This window comes from Tahibacter sp., from assembly GCF_032229445.1.
In the GTDB taxonomy this organism is placed as follows: domain Bacteria; phylum Pseudomonadota; class Gammaproteobacteria; order Xanthomonadales; family Rhodanobacteraceae; genus Tahibacter.
The window spans coordinates 28,103-48,511 of record NZ_JAVTWC010000054.1 but is presented as its reverse complement, the minus strand read 5'-3'; the positions used below and the strand labels follow the sequence as shown (position 1 = coordinate 48,511).

The window sequence follows — 20,409 nt, the reverse complement described above, 5'->3', positions numbered from 1 at the left end:
CGACGAGGTAAATTCCTGCGTGCGAAGCGCTGAATAAGTCAGTTGTCGTGCGACCGCCCGATTTCGAACTGCAATCGGCCGCAGAGCACTACCTGCCCGCGTCACCACTCAACCGTCTTGCCAGTCGGGAAACGACATGAACAGACACTGGGCATTCTGGAAGCGAGGCTGGTGGGCATGGCTGTTCGTGCTCTGCGCCAACGTTTCGATGGGACTGCTGGTTATTCCGCTGGCGATCGCCTTCCGCGACAACAAGAGTCTCTATTGGGTATCCGCGCTCGTCCTGTGGTTCGTCGTAGGAGCACCGCTCTGGGGCTGGATATTCGAGCGGTTTGCCTCCGACTCGGCACGCGTTGCGACGAACCGCGCCGGCGAAGCGTTGCCTAATCCTCCCGCGTAACCCTCAACACCTCATCCACCGACGTCACACCCGCCAGACACTTCGCCCACCCATCCGCCGCAATCGCCGCTGCGCGCGTACGCGCGTAGCGTTCCATGTCGGCCTCGGATGCGCCTTCGTGGATCTGGCGGCGGAAGTTCTCGTCGACGGCGATGAGTTCGTAGATGCCGGTGCGGCCGCGGTAGCCGGAGGATCGGCCGACCAGGCCATCCGCGGGCTTGTACAGCAGCGCGTGCGTGTCGGTGGGCTGGCCGAATGCGGACAGTTCGCGCGGCGTGGCCGCATACGCTTCGCGCGTGGCCGGGTCGAGCACGCGCACGAGACGCTGGGCGAGTACACCGATCAGCGACGAGGACAGCAGGAACGGTTCCACGCCCATGTCGCGCAGGCGCGTGACGGCACCGACCGCCGAATTGGTGTGCAATGTGGATAAAACCAGATGTCCCGTCAGCGACGCCTGCACCGCGATCTGCGCGGTTTCAAGGTCGCGTATTTCGCCGACCATGACGACGTCCGGATCCTGGCGCAGGATCGCGCGCAGTCCGCGCGCGAAGGTCATCTCGACCTTGGTGTTGACCTGGGTCTGGCCGACGCCGTCGATGTAGTACTCGATCGGGTCTTCCACGGTCATGATGTTGCGGCTGGCGTCGTTGAGCTTGAGCAGCGAGGCGTACAGCGTCGTGGTCTTGCCCGAGCCGGTTGGACCGGTGACGAGGAAGATGCCGTGCGGCCGCGAGATGATGCTTTCCAGCCGCGCGCGATCGTCAGCGGCCATGCCGAGCTGAATCAGGTCGAGGCGTCCGGCCTGCTTGTCGAGCAGGCGCAGCACCACGCGTTCGCCGTGGCCGGCCGGGATCGTCGACACGCGCACGTCGACCGGGCGGCCGGCAATTTTCAAACCGATCCGGCCGTCCTGCGGCAATCGCTTCTCGGCGATGTCGAGCTTGGCCATGACCTTGATGCGGCTGACCACGGCGTTCGCGACGGCCTTCTGCGGCGACAGGATCTCGCGCAGCACGCCGTCGATGCGGAAGCGCACGACGAGGCGGTTCTCGTAGGGCTCGACGTGGATGTCCGACGCGCCTTCCTTGACCGCCTCGGTCAGCAGCGCGTTGATGAGCCGGATGATCGGCGCATCGTCGTCGCTCTCGAGCAGGTCCTCGGGCTCGGGCAGGTCGTCGGCGATGGAGCGCAGGTCCATGGACTCGTCCATGTCCGAGACCACGCCGCGCGCGTCGTCGCCCTGTTCGTACAGGCGGCGCAGCAACTGCTCGAATTCCGCGGCGCTGTGGCGCGTGAGCTTGAGTGGCGCGCCGAGATAACGGCGCAGTTCGGCCAGCACCTCGGGCTTTACGCCGTCGCGGCAGGCGACCTCGGCGTGATCGTCGTGCCAGGCGACGAGGGTCGCGCCGTTGCGCCGCGCGAAACCGAAGTTCGGCCGCGCCGGGCGCACGACGCGCGCAGCGTCGGCGGTGCCGGTTGGCGGCAGTCTCGCTTCACTCACTTGCCGCCTCGGTTGGCTTTCCTCGCGCCGCCCTTGCCCGTGGCCGGCGGCAGTGTGGCGGGCGTGGCCGGACCATTCGGATCAGACATGAAGTCATGCATTTCCGGGATCACCGGCTGGCGTTCCTGGGGCGTCAGCGCCTCGCGGTTGCCGCGCATCTGCAATTGTTCGGTGCGGATATAGTTGTACTTTTCGCTCGACACCGACTGCTCGGTGGCCGCGTCGCGCAGGATCTTCGGATGCAGGAAGATCATCAGGTCGCGCTTGTTGAGGCGGTTGCTGCGGTAGCGGAACAGGTTGCCGAGCACCGGGATGCTGCCCAGTCCCGGCACCTTCTGGTTGCTGTCGTTGGCCGTCTGGTCGGTCAGCCCGCCGAGCACCAGGGTCGCGTCATCTGCGACCAGCACGCTGGTCGTGAGTTCGCGCTTGTTGGTGATGAGGTCCACCGCGCCGTCCACCGACGGAGCCAGCGACGATACCTCCTGATGCAGATCCAGGCGCACCGAATCGCCTTCGTTGATATGCGGCGTGACCTTGAGGGTCAGGCCCACGTCCTTGCGCTCGATGGTCTGGAACGGATTGAGCTGGTTGTTCGTGCCGCCGGTGCCCGAGGCGTTGGTGTACTGGCCGGTCTTGAACGGCACTTCCTGCGCGACCTTGATGGTTGCCTCGGTGTTGTCGAGCGTGAGCACGGACGGCGTGGACAGCACGTTGGACTTGCCGTCGCCCTTGAGCATGCGCAGCAGGAAGCCGAGATTCACGATGTCGCCGAGGCCGGGCACGTTGGTGACGCCGGTGATGTAGCCCAGCGACAGGCCGGTGCCGAGCGCGCGTGGGTTCTGCGCCACGTCGATGATGTTGCCGCGGCCGTCCGAACCGGTGAAGTTGGTGCCGCCGATGAAGTTGTTGTCGGCGCCCTCGATGGGCGCCTGCCACTGCACGCCGATCTCGCTCGCGGTCTCGTCGGACACCTCGGCGATGATGGCTTCGATGAGCACCTGCGCGCGGCGCACGTCGAGCTGGCGGATCACGCCTTCGAGCGAGCGGAACACCGCCGGCGAGGCACTGATGATCAGCGCATTGGTTTCCTCGTGCGCCTGGATCGTCGCGCTGCCGCCGCCGGTCGCCGCGCCCGTGCTGCCAGCCGCACCGGGCGTTACCACCGCCGCGCCGCTGGCGCTGACTTCGTTGTTCAGCGTGCTCGCCACGCCGGTGAGGATCGGCACCAGTTCCTTGGCTTTGGCGTAGCGCAGGTAGATCACGTTGGTGCCGCCGCCGCTCTGCAGCGGCGTGTCCAGGTGCGTGACCAGGGTGCGCAGGCGCAGGCGGCCGCTCTTGGCGCCGGCGATCAGGATCGAATTGGTGCGCTCGTCGGCAAGGATGCGCGGGCTTTCGCCGCTGGCCTGGGTCGCCTTGTCCTCGGCGAGGATGGTCAGCGTGCGCGCCATCTCCGACGCATTGGCGTGCTGCAATGGCAACACTTCCACTTCTGTATCCGACACCGTGTCGATGCGCGCAATGATGCCGGCGACGCGCTGCACGTTGCTGGCGCGGTCGGAAACCACCAGCGAGTTGCTGGTCTGGTGCGCGATCAGCTGCGCCCCCTGGGGCAGCAGCGGGCGCAGGATCGGCACGAGCTCGGCCGCCGCCACGTGCCGCAGCGGCACGATCTGGGTCACGATCGCGTCGCCCGATTCGGCGGTCGCGACGCTGTTGCCGCCTTCGGCCTGGGCCATCGCCTCGGGCACGATCTTGATCATGCTGCCGGCCGGCACCGCGGCGTAGCCGTGCACGCGCAGCACCGAGAGAAACACGTCGTAGATCTCGTCGGGCTGCATCGGCCGCGCCGAAATCACGCTGACCTTGCCCTGCACGTTCGGACCGACAATGAAGTTCTTGCCGGTGATTTCCGACACCGTCGCGATCAGCGCCTGGATGTCGGCGTCCTTGAGATTCAGCGTATGCGTGCCCGGCGGATTACCGGCCGCCGACGGCGGCGGCTGCGCAACCGCGCTCGCGGCGGCGAGCGACAGGGCGAAAGCCAGCAGGCAGGTTCGCAACGAGGCAGATATGCGCGTCATTTGATGTTCACGCTGAGAGTGACGGGCTTGCCGTCGCGATTCACCGTGACGGTGACGCGACTGGCGTTCTTGAGGGAATCGACGACCTGGGTCGCACGCCCCATGGAATCCAGCGGTACGCTGTTGATCGACGTGACGACATCGGTGGGCTGCAGGCCGAGCTGCGCGATCAGTGCCGCGTTCGGTCCGCCGGACAGGCGCACGCCCGCCATGCGGCCGTTTTCCATGACCGGCTGTGCGCTGATCTGGCGCATGAGTTCGGAGGGATCGGAGACGCCGAGCTGCTGCTGGATGCGCGAGAAATCGACGGCGCCCTGCGCCATCTGCGGCGCGACGAAGACGGGTGTGGCCGTCGGGATCTGATCGGGTGCCGGCGCGCTCGCCGAAGCTGGCGAGGTGTTGCGGCCGGCCGCGGCCGGCTGTGCTGCCGTGGCCGCCGACGTGGCCGGTGTGCCGGGCTGGTCGTACGGCAGGCCCAGTGTTTCCTGCACGCCTTCGTGCAGCAGGATCACGCGATCGGGGTAGACGCCATCGAGACTCGCGCCGCCGGGCAAGGCATCGCCGACACGATAGGCGCGCTCGCCGGTTACCGCATCGGCGATCACCGCCATGCCGGCGCGCGGATCGGCCTCGGCCAGCGTCCCGCGCAATTGCAACTGCAAGGTCGTCGCCGGTGCGCTGCGAGCAAGTTCCGCCGTGGTCAGACCGGCGTTGCCGAACAGATGCCACTTCGACACGCTGACGGCCGCCTTGCCGCTGGGCGCCGGCACCGTCGCGATCGGGACATTCGCATCCGTGTCACCGCCCGTGGGAACGAGCAGCCAGAGCATCTTCACCGCGAGCCAGACACAGGCGAGTGCGAGCAGGCCGCAGACCAGCATGCCGCCGAGCAGGGAAACCCGCTCGACCTCGCTGCTGTTCCATTCCCGCATGGCCATGACTGCCATCGTCTTCCCCCTGCTCTGCCGCCTACCGCCTACGACGCATCCGGTGCCGCGGACGCAGCACCGCTCTTTCCACCGCCGCCGTGACCACTGCCGCCGCCACTGCCGCCACTGCCGCCACTGCCACCTCTGCCACCACCACCACCACCTCCGCCGCTGCGCCCGCGCCCGCCACTGCGCCGGCGCTTGGGCTTGCCGTCGGTCGGTGCGGGCGGCGGTGCATCGGCCGCGTCGGCCGCGTCGTCGATCGCGTTCTGCGCATCGGAAGGATGCGCGACACGCTCACGCCTGGCCGGTACGATCAGCAGTTCACGTGTGACCGTCGCGACCGGGATCTTCTGCGCGATGAACCGCTCGATGTCCGGCAGGCCCATGGCGTAGAGGTCGCAGGCAAAACTGATCGCATCGCCCTCGGCGCCGAGGCGCGCAGTACGGCCGATGCGGTGCACGTAGTCTTCCGGGTCGTGCGGCAGGTCGTAATTGAACACGTGGCTCACGGCCGGGATATGCAGACCGCGCGCCGCCACGTCGGTAGCCACGAGCACGTCGACTTCGCCGCGCTGGAAGCGTTCGAGCAGTTTCTGGCGCTTCTTCTGCGGCACGTCGCCGGACAGCGCGCCGACACGGAAACCATGCCGCTCCAGCCGCGTCGTCACGCGCTCGGCGACAACCTTGGTGTTGACGAAGACGATGCTGCGCTGCACGTCATCGGTCGCCATGAGATTCAGCAGCAGCGGCATCTTTTCTTCGGTCGCCGGGAAATACACGCGCTGACGCACGCGCGACGCGGTGACCGATTCGGTCTCGGCCGACAGCTTCTCCGGATTGTTCATGTGCTCGTAGGCCAGCTCGAGCACGCGGTAGCTCAGCGTGGCCGAGAACAGCAGGCCGAGACGCTTGTCGCGTGGCGGCAGGCGGCGCATGAGGAAGCGCACGTCCTTGATGAAGCCAAGGTCGAACATGCGGTCGGCTTCGTCGATGACCATGACGTCAACCGCGCGCAGGCTGAATACATGCTGCTTGAAATAATCGATCAGCCGGCCCGGCGTGGCGATGATGATGTCGACGCCGCCGCGCAACTGCTCGCGCTGCTTGTCGTAGTCCACGCCGCCGTAGATCAGTGCCGACTTCAGGCCAGTGCTGCGACCCAGATTCTTGAAATCCTTGTCGATCTGCATGGCCAGCTCGCGCGTCGGCGCGAGTACCAGGCAGCGCGGATCGGTTTCCTTGCGCTCGGCCAGGGCCGGCAAGGTCAGCAGACGCTGCATGGCGGCGACGAGGAAGGCGCCGGTCTTGCCGGTGCCGGTCTGGGCCTGGCCGGCGACGTCGCGCCCGGCCAATGCGACCGGCAGGGTCAGGGCCTGGATCGGCGTGCAACGCGTAAAGCCGGACTCGTGCAACCCGGCGAGAAGGCTGGGGTGCAGGTCAAAACTATCGAAGAAACAATCGGTTAATACTTGTTCGGACATTCAACTGGCCAGATGATCCGGGGTGTGCCGTCAGGCGGCGGTCCCCGGGGGACTTGAGGATCATTCCACAGACCCAACTTGAAACGCGCGGATAGTTGGGCTGAAATGCCGCCCTCCCCCACGCCCCTTCCACACTCCCGCCTTGCCCAGCAACGCGCCGAGTGTAGCCTAAACCCAAACATTTCCGCAGCTTGGCGGAAATTCTTAAGACGGAGAATTCCCTTGAGCCAGCTGATCGCCCATACCAGCGACGACAATTTCGAGACCGATGTACTGCAGTCGGCCGAACCGGTCCTGGTCGACTTCTGGGCCGAATGGTGCGGCCCCTGCAAGATGATCGCGCCCGTGCTCGATGAGCTTGCTGCGAACTATCAGGGTCGCATGAAAGTGGTAAAGGTCAACATCGACCACAATCAGAAGACCCCGCGCAGCTATAACGTTCGCGGCATCCCGACCCTGATGATCTTCAAGAACGGCAAGGTCGAGGCGACCCAGATCGGCGCGGTTTCCAAGACCCAGCTGACCCAGCTCATCGACCGCACCATCTGACGTTCCGCAGCAGCCGCAACGGTCAGCGCCGCACATGGGCGGACGGTCAGCACCTCGTCCGTCCATGCTTTACGCGTCAATCTCACAGTGCTAACGTAGTTCCCGTTGTTCGGGGCGCAGCGCCCCACTCCTTCCGGTTAATCCCCTGATTCCATCCCGCCAGCCTACCCATGCTGGCCAACGGCGCCCATGCGAGGTCTGCCCGTGTCTGATATCGAGAACAAGGAAAACGGCTCGGCCGCAACGGCTGACGCACGCCCCGAATCCAGCCCTGCCGAACCGCGCGTGTCCCGCCGCGAAGCCCAGGCCGCCCGCGCCGCCGCCAAGGCGGAAGCTGCGGCCCGCGCTGAAAGCGGCGCCCCCGCCGGCGACGCACCGCCCCCCCCGGCCGCAGCCGCACCACCGGCTCCGCCGCGCGAAGAGCGCCAGGAACGCACAGCGCGCGAAGAGCGTCCGGCTCGCGAAGATCGCCAGGAACGGCAGGAGCGCAACGGCAATACCGAACGCGGCAATCAGAACAACGATCTGTTTGCCGGTTCCGGCAATGCCGACAGCGGCAACAACGGCAATGGCAACAATGCCGGCAATGGCAATGACGGCGACAACGGCAACCGCCATCGTGGCGGCAACGACGGCGGCAACCGCAACGAGGCCGGCAACGACGGCGGCAACGGCAACGATGGCGGCAACTACGACGGCGGCAATGGCAATGACGGCGGCAGCCAGAGTGCGCAGGGCCAGAACAACGGCCCGCAGCAGGGTGGCCACAACCAGGGTCAGGGACAAGGCCAAGGACGCCGCGAAGGCCGCAACCGCAATCGCAATCGCCAGAACCGTCCGCAGCAGCAACAGATGCGCGGCGGCAACTACGACGACGAAATCCCCGATGAGCGCAACGGCGGTGGCAGCGGTCCGCTGATCAACCTGACCGAACTCAAGCGCAAGCCCGCCGCAGCCGTACTCGAGATCGCTGAAACCCTGGGCATTCAGGAAGGTGTCGCCCGCGCACGCAAGCAGGACGTCATCTTCAACATCCTCAAGGCCCACGCGCGTGCTGGCGGCGGCATCTGGGGCGAGGGCGTGCTGGAAATCCTGCAGGACGGCTTCGGCTTCCTGCGCTCGGGCGACGAGTCCTACCTCGCCGGCCCCGATGACATCTATGTCAGCCCCAGCCAGATCCGCCGCTTCAACCTGCGCACCGGCGACTACATCACCGGACGCATCCGTCCTCCGAAAGACGGCGAACGCTACTTCGCGCTGCTCAAGGTCGACGACATCAACAGCGAGCCGCCGGAAGCGTCCAAGAACAAGGTCCTGTTCGAGAACCTGACCCCGCTGTTCCCGCGCAAGTCGTTCCGCCTCGAACGCGGCAACGGCTCGTCGGAAGACATCAGCGGCCGCATCCTCGACCTGATCTCGCCGGTCGGCAAGGGCCAGCGCGGCATCATCGTGTCGCCGCCCAAGGCCGGCAAAACGATGATGCTGCAGAACGTCGCGCAAGCCATCGTGCACAACCATCCGGAAGTGCACCTGATCATCCTGCTGATCGACGAGCGCCCGGAAGAAGTGACCGAGATGGTGCGCGGCGTGCGCGCCGCCGAAGTCATCAGCTCCACCTTCGACGAACCGGCCGCGCGCCACGTACAGGTCGCCGACATGGTGATCGAGCGCGCCAAGCGTCTGGTCGAGCACAAGCGCGACGTGGTCATCCTGCTCGATTCGATCACGCGTCTTGCGCGCGCCTACAACACCGTCGTGCCGAGTTCCGGCAAGGTGCTGACCGGCGGCGTGGACGCCAACGCGCTGCAGCGCCCGAAGCGCTTCTTCGGCGCGGCACGCAACGTCGAGGAAGGCGGTTCGCTGACCATCCTCGCGACCGCGCTGGTCGACACCGGCTCGAAGATGGACGAGGTGATCTACGAGGAGTTCAAGGGCACCGGCAACATGGAAGTGCATCTGAACCGCCGCATCGCCGAAAAGCGCGTCTACCCCGCCATCGACATCAACCGCTCCGGCACGCGCCGCGAGGAACTGCTGATCGATCCGGACATGCTGCAGAAAATCTGGATTCTGCGCAAATTGCTGCATCCGATGGACGAGCTGACCGCGATGGAGTTCATGCTCGACAAGATGAAGAACACCAAGTCCAACGACGAGTTCTTCGCGACGATGAAGCGCGGCTGATACGCGCGGTTCGTTCGCCCAAAAAAGCGCGGCTACGGCCGCGCTTTTTTGCTTTCAGTCCTCCTCTTCAAGGGGGGTGAAGGGCAACCGCTCAGAACCGAAGGCTCGCGTTGCCCCGAACGCCCAGCGGGCCGGGTGGGCTGGGATGGGGATGGTGTTTGCCGAGGTAAAAGGCCGCGCCTTGAATCCACCTGCGCGCTCCAAAGCTCCCCACGCACAAAGTCGACACGTACACCCACACTGACACCATCCCCACCCAACCCTTCCCTTGAAGGGGAGGGCTAAAGACGCGCCATCCCCAGCGCAAGCGCCGTGCGTTCCGCCTCGGCACGCGAGATTTCAGCCGGCAGCAGCGACTCCCGCAGTACCGGCAGCGCCTGTTCCAGCAACGCACGCGCCGCTTCCGATGCGCCTTCTCTCACACGCACCGCAGCCAGCTCGCTGCGCGCGATGGCCAGATCGATCGGCAGTGTGGCGCCGGCTTCGAAGCCCGCGATCGCCGCCTCGAGTTCGCGGCGCGCCGTTGAAATGTCGCCGCCGTCGAGCGCGAATGCGGCGCGCGCGCGGCGCATGTGCAACACGATGGGATGCGTTTCCGGCACCAGCACGCGCCAGCGCGATTCGGCCTCGGCGAGCAGGGGCAGGCCCACAGCGGGACGGTGCTGCTGCCGCGCGAGCAGCACAAGCTGCCAGGTCAGCATCGCGTATTCGACCGAGTCCTCGCCGTCCAGGCGCGCCGCGCGTGCGCGCAGGTCGGTAAGCAGTGCAAGCGCACGCGCCGACTGGCCTGCGCGGCCGAGCGTGCGTGCCTCGCTGCGCTCGATGCGACGACGGAACTGGTTGTCGGCGTCGATGCCGCCGTCGTCGAGGATCTGCCGGGCCGTGCGGAACTCCGCAAGTGCCGCCGCGTAGTCGCCGGCATTCTCGAGGAAGCCGCCGTAGTTGCCGTGCGACGTCGCGCGATCGACCGCGCCTTGCAGGCCGGCCTCGCCCATATGCCGGTCGGAACGGCGCAGATAGTCGATCGCCTCGCGGTAGCGGCCCAGTTCGTTGAGTACGAGGGCAAGATCGTTGGTCAGCACCATCATGCGCGCACCGCCGGGATCGACCATGCGTTCCTGCAGTGCAATCGCGCGACGCAGCAGCGCCTCGGCCGCCGTAGCGTCGCCGGCCATGCTCAGCGCATTGGCCTTGGCGCGCAGCAGCACGATGTGCTCCGGCGATTCGGGCGGGCGCTGCGCGTCGACGCGAGCGAGCGCGTCGTCGACGACGGCCAGCGCTGCATCGTTCTCACCCGAGCTGCCGAGCAGGCTCGCCAGTGGCTGGGCAATCTCCAGATACAGCGGCAAGGGTACGTCGGGCGTGCGCCGGGCCAGTTCCAGCGCCTCGCGCAACGGCGCCATTGCCTGCTCGTCGCCGCTGCTGCGGTGATAGGCCATGCCCAGTGACTGCAGCGTGCGCAGGCGCGCGACCGCGTCGTCCGGCGCAAAGCGTTCGCGCCAGATGCGTGCCTGCTCCACCACCGCGAGCGCCGACGCGGTATCGCCCTGCAGCCCGAGCAGGCTCGCGTATTCGTCGTAGTCCTCGGCCAGACGCAGCGCCTGCGCGCGGTCGGCCGGCTCGACGCCGGCGACACCGTCACGCATCAGCACCAGCGCCGTGGCCACGTCGCCGAGGTCGCCGTACAGCTGTGCGAGCAGCCGCTGCATCGCCTTGACCAGCGCGGGATCAGAGCGCACGGCCAACTGTGCGCGCGCCGCATCGAGCAGGCCGCGCAGGCTCACCTCGCGGCTCATCGCGTTTTCCGGCGCGGCGGCGTCGAACGCATCGGTGAGGAAGGTCAGTGCTTCGCGCGCCCGCGCGGCATCACGCTCCGACGCTGCCAGCGCCTGTTGCGCCGCGGCTTCCGCGGCAAGCGCGCGTGCGCGCGCCAGATCGAGGCGCCAGACGAACATGCCGGCGGCGAACAGCGCGAGCACCACCGCGGCAGTCCCCAGGCGATGTCGCTGCAAGAATTTGCGCAGACGGTAGGCGCGCGTCAGCCGCGCCGCGCGCACCGGCCGGCCGTCGCGATAGCGCTGGATATCGTCGCGCAGCGCACCGGCGCTGGCGTAGCGGCGCGCGGGATCAGCATCGCTGGCCATGGCGACGATGCCGCCGAGTTCGGTGTCGAGTAGCAGCGGTGCGAGATCCGCGATCGCCGCGCCGCTGTCGACGCGGCGCGCGGTGATCAGTTCGCGCAGCAGCACGCCGAGGCTGTAGATATCGCTGGCCGTGGTCACCGCGCGGCCTTCGCGCTGTTCCGGGCTTGCATAGCCCGGCGTGAACACGCGCGTGGAATCGTGTGCCGGAGCGTCGACGTCGACGAGGCGCGCGACGCCGAAATCGAGCAGCTTGACCTGCCCGTCGCGCGCGACCAGCACATTCGCCGGCTTCAGGTCGCGATGCACGACGAGGTGCCGGTGCGCGTGGCCGACCGCGTCGAGCATGGCCTCGAACAGCGCGAGGCGTTCGTGCAGTCGTGGCGCGTGCAGCGCCGCGTGCTGCAACAGCGGCAGGCCATCGACATATTCCATGGCAAGCCACGGCTGCCCATCAGCGGTTTCGCCGCCGTCGAGCAGGCGCGCGATGTGCGGATGATCCAGGCCGGCGAGGATCTGCCGCTCCTGGCGCAGCCGGCGCAATCCGTCGCGTGTCGGAAAACCGCGCAGCAACTTGATCGCGACCTGCTGCACGAAGCCGCCGTCGACCCGCTCGGCCAGCAGCACCGTGCCCATGCCGCCGGCACCCAGTTCGCGCAGCAGCCGGTACGGACCAAGGCGTTCGCTGCGCGGTGCCGCGAAATTCACGGCGCTCGCATCGATGGCGCGCGCAAGCGGATCGTCGTCGTCCGCATCCGCGGCCAGCAGGCGCGCGAGCAGTGCACGGTCCGCGGCATCCAGCGGTGAATCGGTCAGCGCGGCGGCTCGCGCGGCGGCTGGCAATGCACGCAGCCGCTCGAACTCCGCGTCGAACCGGTCCAGCGAACCGGCGGCCGGGTCGCTCATCGGCACATCCCGCAGACGCCTGGGCCGCGCGCGGTGCGCTGCTTTCGCTGGATCAGCACGAGGCCGCGCCTCAGCGCCAGCCTTGCGACCGCTTCACGCGCTGCCAGCGCGCGAGCGCCTCGCGCGTGCGCTGGCGGCCGATCTCGATGACTTCCGCCGCGCGCTGGAATTCATAGAACGCACAGACGTTGCGCGGAATCGAGATGACCAGGTCCGGCGGCTGCGCGGCGAGCTTGTAGCGCGTCAGCGTTTCCTGCACCACGTCGAGCGAGCGTGCGAACAGGTCGAGCACGCCCGGTTCGTGCAGCACGACGCGCTTGGTCGCGCGCTTCTCGAGAAGGCGGCCCCAGATCGCACCGATGCGGCCGATGCCGGCACGCTGCGCGTCATCGGGCTCGGGGACTTCCGGGCGCGTGATCGGCGTCTCGCGCTCGGCCACGCCTTCGGCCTCGGCATTGACGTCGACTGCGATGGTCGCATCGGTGAGATCACGCAAGGTCGGCGTGACGGGGACGGGATTGAGCAGGCCGCCATCGACGAGCCGACGGCCCTGGTAGCGGTGCGGGCGGAATACGGTAGGAATGGAAATCGAGGCACGGATCGCATCGAAAAGCGAGCCGCGCGAGAACCACACTTCGCGCTGCGCATCGATGTCGACGGCGACCGCGGTATAGCTGATCGGCAAGTCTTCGATGTTGGTTTCGCCGACCAGGTCGCGCAGTGCGCCGATCACGCGATGGCCCTTGATCAGGCCACCGCCGCGCCAGCTCCAGTCGACCAGGCGTAACACGTCGAAGGTCTTCAGGCCGCAAGCCCACTCGCGATATTCGGTCAGCTTGCCCGCGGCATAGACGCCACCGACCAGCGCGCCCATCGAGCTGCCCGCGACGGAACGGATCTCATAGCCCTGCGCGCGCAATTCCTCGATGACGCCGACATGCGCGTAGCCGCGCGCACCGCCCGAGCCCAGCACCAGGGAAATGGCGCCGCGACGCGGCGGCTCGGTGACGCCTGCAGGCAGATTCATGCGGACTCCGGAAGAAAACTAGTGGCCTGTAACGGTTGAATCGGTGGAGGGATCGCGAGGGCGCGATCGTGCAGCACGCCGCTGCGCAGCGCGGCCAATAGCCCAGGCTATCGGCCAATCGATGAGGACGTACTGCCCGGCCAGACCGGGTGAGCTGCTATCGATTTGTCCGCTGCAGGCCACTATTGATAGGCGCCAATGGACAATTGCAGCAGGATCTTCATTTCCTCGCGCAGACTCAGCGGCGCGATCACTTCGGCGTCCGGGCCGTACTTGAGCACGTCCATGAGCAGTTCCTTGGAATTGCTGTACGGCACCTTCAGCTCGTAACGCCCGTCGCTCAGGAATTGTCCCTGCTGCTGCGAATGCCAGTGCTCGTCGGCGACCCAGCGTGCCGCATGCGGCGAAAAGCGCAGCGTCGCCCAGGCCCTCGGTGCTCCCGAGAAGATGCCGTAGCTTGCGGCCAAGTGCTGGTTCAATTCGGCGTCATCGCGATCGATCGCCTCGGCATCCTGCATCTGCGGCGCGGCAATGCGATCCACCGCGAAGCTGCGCAGGCCCTCGCGCTCGTGATCCCAAGCGTCGAGATACCAGTTGTCGCGGTAGTGGGCCAGGCGCTGCGGCGAGACCAGGCGCTCTGTGGTCGAGCCGGTCGAACGCGCCTTGTAGCGGAACTTGAGCTGGCGCCGCGCCATGACCGCGCCGGCCACCACGCGGAAACTGATTTCGTCGAGCTTGCGCATGCCGCTCGCGATCACGCGTATGCGTTCGATCGGCAGGCGCGCGCCGCTGCTGTGGTCCGAGAGCAGGCTCTGCATGCGCTTCTCGAACGGCGCGAGCGCATCGGCGAGAATGCCCGGCCCGCTACGCGCGACCAGTTCGTTCAACGCGAGCAGCGCCGACAGCTCGTCGCTGGTCAGCCACAGCCCGGGAAGTTCGAAACGCTCGGCCTCGGCTTCGTCGTAGCGGAACGCCGCCTGCTCGCCCTCGCCGCTTTCGATCGGAGCGCCCAGCGCATCACGCAAAAACGCGATGTCGCGGTAGAGCGTCGCGCGGGAGCAGCCCAGTTCGTCCTTCAGACGCTGCAGGCTGACGGGATAGCGCGACTTCTTCAGCAGCCGGTGCAGGCTCAATATGCGTTCGTATCGGTCCATGGCCTTGATTGTGGCGGCTGGCCGGTTACCGGCGCTAGTCCACGGACGAACGACCCAGCCTGTCGCCGTCCCGCGTGGATTTCCGTATAGGATTCCAACTCTAACCGTTTGCAGTCTCAGTTCCGGAGAAGCCGATGTCCGTGTTCAAGACCCTGGCCGGTCTCACGCTGCTGACGCTGGCCGGCAGCGCCACCGCCGCGCCGCGCGACGAGCTTCACGCTGCCTACAGCCGCTTCCTCGCCGCGACCAGCTTCCGCGCCACCGTGACCGACGTGAACAAGGGCCAGCAGTTGTCCGCGATGCACTTCGTCGCGCCCGACCGCTATCACATCCAGAACGGTCAGGGGCAGATGGAGCAGATCCTGATCGGCGACGACGCCTATACCCTGATCGACGGCAAGCGCGTCAAGCTGCCGATGCCGATCAAGGTCGGCCGCATCGTCGGCCAGTACCGCAATCAGGCCGCGCTCGACGAACTCGCCCGCGACCTCGACGTGACCGCGCTCGGCGAGGACACCGTCGACGGCACGCCGGCGAAGGTCTACACCTATACCCAGACCGAACCCGCCCGGGCCGACGTCACGGTGTGGATCGGCATCGCCAGCGGCCTGCCCCTGCAGCTCGAATCCGAAGGCCGCTTCATGGGCGTGAAGTCGAAGACGCGGCTGCGGTATTACGACTACGACGACGCGTCGATCCGCGTTACTGCGCCCGAATAGCGCCGCCGGCAGCGACGCCGACCACATCGCGCAGAGGCCGCGAACGGGCGCCGGCCACACTACCGGCAGACGCCGCGGCGCCGCCACCAACTCCGCTATGCTGCCGCGCATGCCCTCGCCCGCCATCCACCTCGGCCTCGATGCCGTCATCTTCGCGGTGACGGCCGAGGCACCGCGCATCCTCACCGTGCGCGGCGCCAACGGCGACGACGCACTGCCTTCCGGACCGCTCGATCTCGAAGCGCATTCCACGCTCGAGCGCGGCGTCCGCGACTGGGTCGCCCAGCAGGCCGGCCTGGCCCTGGGCTACGTCGAGCAGCTCTATACCTTCGGCGACCGCTTCCGCGACCCGCGCGAACGCGCTGGCGGCGCGCGCGTGATCTCGATGACCTATCTGGCACTTGTGCGCGAGCAGACCCTGCCCGCCAGCCTCGGCGCCCAGTGGCGCGACTGCTATGGCTACCTGCCCTGGGAAGATTGGCGCCGCGGCCGTCCCGATCTCATCGAGCGCGAACTCGCTCCGCGTCTGCACACCTGGGCCGGCAGCGACGCGCGCAAGCATGAACGCGTCGACCTGACCTTCGGCCTGGACACCGCGCCGTGGGACCCCGAACGCACGCTCGAACGCTACGAACTGCTATGGGAAGCCGGCCTCGTCGCCGAAGCCAGGCGCGAGCGCGATGCGGCGGCACCCTCGGTACCGGCCAGCGGCAGCGCACTGGCGCTCGACCATCGCCGCATCCTGGCGACGGCGCTGGGCCGCGTGCGCGGCAAGCTCAAATACCGGCCGGTGGTGTTCGAACTGCTGCCGCCGGAATTCACCTTGCTGCAATTGCAACAAGTGGTCGAAGCACTCAGCGGCAACCGTCTGCACAAGCAGAATTTTCGGCGGCTCGTCGAAAGCGCCGGCCTGGTGGAAGGTACCGGCCGCCTGGCGACCGCCACCGGCGGGCGGCCGGCCGAACTGTTCCGCTTCCGTCGCGAAGTGTTCCGCGAACGGCCAGATCCCGGCGTCTACTTTCCGGGCGCCTGGTGGAGTCGCTGAGACGATAGCGTGCCCGCCGGCAGGCCAAACTCCTGGTCGGGATACATCCGCAAACCGCCGGTTCAGCGGAGCGTCCCGCGCTGCATCCTCGAGCGCATCGGCCGCGTCCCTACCGCATGGTCAGCAGATAGATCCCGATGTCTCCGGTGCTCTGCGAGACATTGCCGAGATTGCACACGCGCACCTGCACCGTGTTGGCACTGACCACGCGCAGCGGCTGTATCAGCATGTTCGGGGGCAGCGCCACACTGGACTGCAGGTTGAACAGCAGCAGGTCGTTGACCTGCGCACCCGAGATCGAGAGGTTGTAGTCGTTGCAGTCGTTCGCACCGACGGTGACGGCGATGGCGCCGTTGCTGTAGCCACCGGCGACCTTGCCGCGCGTGATGCTGTCGTTGGCGATCGCCGCCGTGCCGACCGCGCCGTTGGCGATTTTTTCCGCCGTGACCGCGTCGGACGCCAGTTCGGTCGTGCCCACCGCCCCGGTGAAGATCTTCGACGACGTGACTGAATCCGCAGCCAGCCGGGAATTCGTCACCGCGCCGGTCAGGATGTTCACGGTTCCCACCGACCCACCGGCCAGTATCGGATTGGGGTAAGTGCCGGTCAGCGCGCCGCCGGCCGGCCCGCCGATGCTGCCACTCAAGCTGTATTGCGCGACCGGGGCTGTAGCCACGGCCTGACGCGGCAGCAGCGGCGTGCCTTCCACGCTGACCTGCAGGTAAAGCTGCGTGCCAGTGAACGCGCCCGGGAAACTCAGCGACACATTGAAGATGCCGTCGACGACCGGAAAGTCGGTCTCGGTAACCGTCGTGCCGACCTGATTGCCACCGGTCGGCTCGTCATACAGCGCAAACGCCAGATCGAAACTGCCATTGGCGGGCGCCCCGCTCTGCTGCAGCCGCCCCTGATAGGTGAAATCCGGCAATTGTGGAGAAGGCTGCGCGAGCGCCGAGCCGGCACAGAGCAGACACAGCATCACAAGGGCGACGCGATGCAACACGTCACGGGAACAGGAAACGGTCTTCATCAGTTGCACTCCTCGAAATCACCGGAGAAGACGCTGTCGCGGCGCTGACCGCCAGGACCGGCCCAATAACCGGCCTGCAGCGTGAACCCGCCGCCACTCGCAGTACCGACGGCAGGCTGACCCAGACTGCCCTCCAGTACGCGACAGCCGCCCGGCGATCGGCTGGTGCCGCCACCGGCGGCGATGACATGGCTGCTGATCTGCTGCGCCAGCGCCGGGCCCGCGAGCAGGACGGCGGCGAGCAGGACCAGCCGGAGCTGCCGTGCGGACGCGCGCTGCGCCGCAAACAGCGGTTGGTAGGGCGACACGGTGCGCATGGGACGAACCTCTATTTCGAAAGTCGTTTCATCTAAGCAAACGCCTGACTGCGGCGCGCCGAACAGCGAGGTTCGAGAAACGTGACCACGCGCACAATCCGGCACCCGTGGCAGAGAAACGTACGAAATAGCAACGGGAGGCCAGCGCGGCGGAACGGCAGCTCAACGGCATGCGCAAAACCGGCCCTGCCCGAATGCTGATCGCAGCCAGGACACCGCTAGCGGAAAACCGGCAAGGAATGCAGCCCGCAGCAAGCGGGAGTTGCTAGGCCGGGTTGTAGGCGACCCACCCCTTGAACGTAAACCCGGCATAGAACAGCTCGACGGTGTCGAATCCGGCTTCCTGCAACAACGCCACTTCCTGCTCCGGCGAGAGCAGCGGCAACCGGCTGCCTATCGTGGCGACCGTATTGCGGATATCCGCCGCAGGAACGCCGGCGAACGCCGCATAGCGATTCAGCCAGCGCACCTTCTGGTCATCGGCTTGCGGGACGCTGTGGTGCGCGACAACCAGCGGCGCACCGGGCTTCAGTCGCCGGCGCAATTCTGTCAGCGTACGCAAGCGCTCGTCGGCGGACAGGAAGTGCAGGGTCAGCAGACACGTGGCGCCGTCGAACGGTCCTACCGGCGCGCTGTCGATATAGCCCTCGCAAAGCTCGACGCGCGATGCGAGCGGACCCAGCGTTGCAGTCGCCAGCTTCAGCATCTCCGCCGACGGGTCGACGCCCACGAAGCTCCAACCCTCATGCGCCTCGGCAAAGACCTTCAACTCCAGGCCACCACCGGCTCCGAGGACGAGGACATGGCCATCCGGAGGAACGGCCTCGGCGAGCAGCAGCATGGCCATGCGTTGAAGCGCGTGGAAACCCGGAACCTGCCTGACGGGACTTTCGGCGTAACGGGCAACGGCTTGCGGATCGGAGAAAGTCGACACCAGGTGCTCCAACAGCCGATTGGAGCGGCATGCTATCGCAATGCCGCTCAGACCTCCTGGAACTGACAGAGCATCCAGGCGCAGTGCGTTGCGGCCGGGCCTGTTCCGGAACTATGCAACGGGCACCACTCAAGGAATCAAAGCCGGATGCCGCAGCTTGCGAACGTTGAAGTACGCCTGCATCACATCGCCGGGCGCCACTATCCGGCGTCGCCGCGAATCTCCGTGGCAAGCCTGGCGATGCCGGCGGCATTGCCCGACAGCGCATGAAATGCGTAGGGATTAAGAAACTGCCGGCCCCAGAAAAAGCGCCGCTCCGCCGCGCCAAGCCCTGCCTCGTCGCAAACACCTCGCCAGTGTTCCGCGATAGCCCGAAGCTGGCCTTCGACTAGCGCGATGGCCTCCTTCTGCGAGAGCAGAAAATGATGCGCGGCCTGGACGCACGATTCGATCTGGCTATTGCGGTCATTGCCGCTGATCAGCATCGCCTGCGTCGCTTCCTGCCCGGTCCGGGACTGAGGGCAGATGTCATATGCTGGCGTGAGCAAGAGTTTTTCGCCGTCCCAGAACGCCGCGTGGTTGCGCGCGTGGTCATCGGTGTTGCCGCACAGTACGTTGAAGACGATGCGCGCGAAAAGATCACGGAGCGTCGCAGCCGGATGAGTGAAGCGTCGCCGAATGATCTCGGCCAGATCCTGGTAGCTTGCATAGGCCGCGAGCATCTCGTCCAGCGCGAGCACCGTGAGCGCCGACACCATGGAACGGCGTAGCCAGCGGCCATTGCTCCGGACGCGATCAAACCGCTCCACCAGCAACACATCCTTTCCGGCCACATGCGCCAAGCACACCGGCGCCACCGCGACACCGGACAGCGCGGCGAGCCGCATCGCCACGAACTCCGCTTTGACCACGCTGTAGAAATCGGACGACGAGGAAAACTTCGCTACATATCGGACATCGCCATCGTTGATCAACGCCTTCGGACGTGCGCCACCAATGGAGCTGCCGTGTTGCAAGGCCTGGGCAAGCACGGGTGAAAGCGAGAGACCGTTCTCCAGTCGCTCGGCCGACTCGACCAGTTCCGTCAACGACGCCGTGGCGACGCTGCGGGGCCGGTACTCCGTCGCGGACATCTGGAAGTCCAAGGCGCCGATGCGGTCGGAACCGGATTCCAGCAAGAACGCCAGTTCCGGAAACTCCATGCCCGGGTCATCACGCCGTGTCCCAAACAGACGATTGAGGATGACGCGCCGCCCCCAGGCGTCCGGCGCAGCATCGCGCAGGCACCCCGGCATCGCGAGCCCTGGCAACAGCGGCAATTCGCCCGCTTCCAGTGGCAGCTCCGGCAAATACAGCGGAATTGCATCGCTCCGCGCGAGGTAGCTGCGACCGTAGTTGAAGATCGCCAGTCGCCCTTCCGCGTGTAGCCGCCCAGCCACTACCGGCTCGGTTGCGCCAGGAAGCCAGACCCAGACGAAGGCCTCGTCGTAGCGAAGGGCCTCAGAAGTCATCGTTCACCAGCTTCCGGCCTTTGTAGACGTGCCGCGGCAGCAAGGCAATGCGGTCATCGGTGCGCCCAGCCAGCGCTCGCAGTCCCTTCTCATCCGTGTCGAAGAGCTTGATCCCGACCAGGGCCGCAGCCTCGAACATCAGGCCGACCTCGACCTTCGCATCGCCCTTTTCCACCCGCTGCAAGGTACTTCGCGACACGCCCATCCGGTCGGCGAGTTCCTGGCCCGTCAGTCGGTGCTGGAGGCGGCCAAGGCGGATCATCTTGCCCAGCAGGGCCAGGCTGTCGTCGGTATAGCGGGAATAGGTGCGTCTTCTAATGGTTGGCACCGCACCACCCCCCGTGACTCATGAGTCGACCAAATCGATGCGATATGGAGCGTAGATGAGTCTAATGCCGACAGGAACGCGGGTCCACCTTGCGGGATAAGATCAGCCGATCACGCAGATCCATCGTTGCACCCCTCACATGCGATACACACGGCAGTGACATGAG

16 protein-coding genes and 1 pseudogene are annotated in these 20,409 nt (G+C 66.6%); 5 read left to right on the top strand and 12 right to left on the bottom strand.

What is annotated here, in order from left to right:
* The first annotated feature begins 136 nt into the window (after positions 1-136).
* Entirely contained in the window at positions 137-400 is a 264-nt protein-coding gene (locus RUU78_RS10665) for a hypothetical protein (RefSeq protein WP_313916402.1), read from the top strand.
* Here RUU78_RS10665 and gspE read toward each other — a convergent pair.
* The 4 genes and pseudogenes from gspE to RUU78_RS10645 form a co-directional block, all read right to left on the bottom strand.
* A complete protein-coding gene (gspE, locus tag RUU78_RS10660; protein WP_313916400.1) occupies positions 384-1,904 on the bottom strand; it encodes a type II secretion system ATPase GspE in 1,521 nt (506 codons plus the stop codon). The genes RUU78_RS10665 and gspE overlap by 17 nt on opposite strands.
* The gene (gene gspD, locus RUU78_RS10655; RefSeq protein ID WP_313916398.1) at positions 1,901-3,985 is read right to left on the bottom strand and encodes a type II secretion system secretin GspD; all 2,085 of its coding nucleotides are present in this window, start codon (positions 3,983-3,985) and stop codon (positions 1,901-1,903) included. The genes gspE and gspD overlap by 4 nt, the downstream gene beginning before the upstream one ends.
* Positions 3,982-4,923, bottom strand: coding sequence for a type II secretion system protein GspC (gene gspC / locus RUU78_RS10650; RefSeq protein ID WP_313916396.1), 942 nt, complete (start codon positions 4,921-4,923; stop codon positions 3,982-3,984). Before gspC ends, gspD begins: the two co-directional genes overlap by 4 nt.
* 122 nt (positions 4,924-5,045) lie before the next feature.
* Positions 5,046-6,398 (bottom strand): annotated as a pseudogene (locus tag RUU78_RS10645) (DEAD/DEAH box helicase); the annotation flags it as partial.
* Positions 6,399-6,620: 222 nt separating this feature from the next.
* On the opposite strand from RUU78_RS10645, the gene trxA reads away from it, so the two are divergent.
* Both trxA and rho read left to right on the top strand, forming a co-directional pair.
* Positions 6,621-6,947, top strand: a complete 327-nt coding sequence (gene trxA / locus RUU78_RS10640) for a thioredoxin TrxA (protein ID WP_313916394.1) — start codon at positions 6,621-6,623, stop codon at positions 6,945-6,947.
* Positions 6,948-7,160: 213 nt separating this feature from the next.
* The gene (rho, locus tag RUU78_RS10635; RefSeq protein ID WP_313916433.1) at positions 7,161-9,131 is read left to right on the top strand and encodes a transcription termination factor Rho; all 1,971 of its coding nucleotides are present in this window, start codon (positions 7,161-7,163) and stop codon (positions 9,129-9,131) included.
* 281 nt (positions 9,132-9,412) lie between these two features.
* Here the strand turns inward: rho and RUU78_RS10630 are convergent, their stop codons facing one another.
* The 3 genes from RUU78_RS10630 to RUU78_RS10620 form a co-directional block, all read right to left on the bottom strand.
* On the bottom strand, positions 9,413-12,178 hold the full coding sequence (locus RUU78_RS10630) for a serine/threonine-protein kinase (protein WP_313916392.1): 2,766 nt from the start codon (positions 12,176-12,178) through the stop codon (positions 9,413-9,415).
* Positions 12,179-12,248: 70 nt separating this feature from the next.
* Positions 12,249-13,205 carry a patatin-like phospholipase family protein gene (locus RUU78_RS10625; protein WP_313916390.1) on the bottom strand — a complete coding sequence of 319 codons (957 nt, stop codon included), beginning with the start codon at positions 13,203-13,205 and terminating at the stop codon, positions 12,249-12,251.
* A gap of 182 nt (positions 13,206-13,387) precedes the next feature.
* Positions 13,388-14,359 carry a YafY family protein gene (locus RUU78_RS10620; protein ID WP_313916389.1) on the bottom strand — a complete coding sequence of 324 codons (972 nt, stop codon included), beginning with the start codon at positions 14,357-14,359 and terminating at the stop codon, positions 13,388-13,390.
* A gap of 134 nt (positions 14,360-14,493) precedes the next feature.
* Here RUU78_RS10620 and RUU78_RS10615 point away from each other — a divergent pair, with 134 nt between their 5' ends.
* Both RUU78_RS10615 and RUU78_RS10610 read left to right on the top strand, forming a co-directional pair.
* Complete coding sequence (locus RUU78_RS10615; protein ID WP_313916387.1) at positions 14,494-15,078, top strand: hypothetical protein; 585 nt, start codon at positions 14,494-14,496, stop codon at positions 15,076-15,078.
* 109 nt (positions 15,079-15,187) lie between these two features.
* Positions 15,188-16,123 (top strand): hypothetical protein, encoded by a 936-nt coding sequence (locus tag RUU78_RS10610; protein ID WP_313916385.1) that lies wholly within the window; start codon positions 15,188-15,190, stop codon positions 16,121-16,123.
* 109 nt (positions 16,124-16,232) lie between these two features.
* Here RUU78_RS10610 and RUU78_RS10605 read toward each other — a convergent pair whose 3' ends face one another.
* The 5 genes from RUU78_RS10605 to RUU78_RS10585 all read right to left on the bottom strand — a co-directional run bounded on the left by RUU78_RS10605 (position 16,233) and on the right by RUU78_RS10585 (position 20,243).
* On the bottom strand, positions 16,233-17,153 hold the full coding sequence (locus tag RUU78_RS10605; RefSeq protein ID WP_313916382.1) for a hypothetical protein: 921 nt from the start codon (positions 17,151-17,153) through the stop codon (positions 16,233-16,235).
* Positions 17,153-17,470 carry a hypothetical protein gene (locus tag RUU78_RS10600; RefSeq protein WP_313916380.1) on the bottom strand — a complete coding sequence of 106 codons (318 nt, stop codon included), beginning with the start codon at positions 17,468-17,470 and terminating at the stop codon, positions 17,153-17,155. Before RUU78_RS10600 ends, RUU78_RS10605 begins: the two co-directional genes overlap by 1 nt.
* Before the next feature lie 265 nt (positions 17,471-17,735).
* A complete protein-coding gene (locus RUU78_RS10595; protein ID WP_313916378.1) occupies positions 17,736-18,404 on the bottom strand; it encodes a class I SAM-dependent methyltransferase in 669 nt (222 codons plus the stop codon).
* A gap of 200 nt (positions 18,405-18,604) precedes the next feature.
* The gene (locus RUU78_RS10590) at positions 18,605-19,915 is read right to left on the bottom strand and encodes a type II toxin-antitoxin system HipA family toxin (RefSeq protein WP_313916376.1); all 1,311 of its coding nucleotides are present in this window, start codon (positions 19,913-19,915) and stop codon (positions 18,605-18,607) included.
* Complete coding sequence (locus RUU78_RS10585) at positions 19,905-20,243, bottom strand: helix-turn-helix transcriptional regulator (protein ID WP_313916374.1); 339 nt, start codon at positions 20,241-20,243, stop codon at positions 19,905-19,907. The genes RUU78_RS10590 and RUU78_RS10585 overlap by 11 nt, the downstream gene beginning before the upstream one ends.
* Positions 20,244-20,409: the final 166 nt, after the last annotated feature.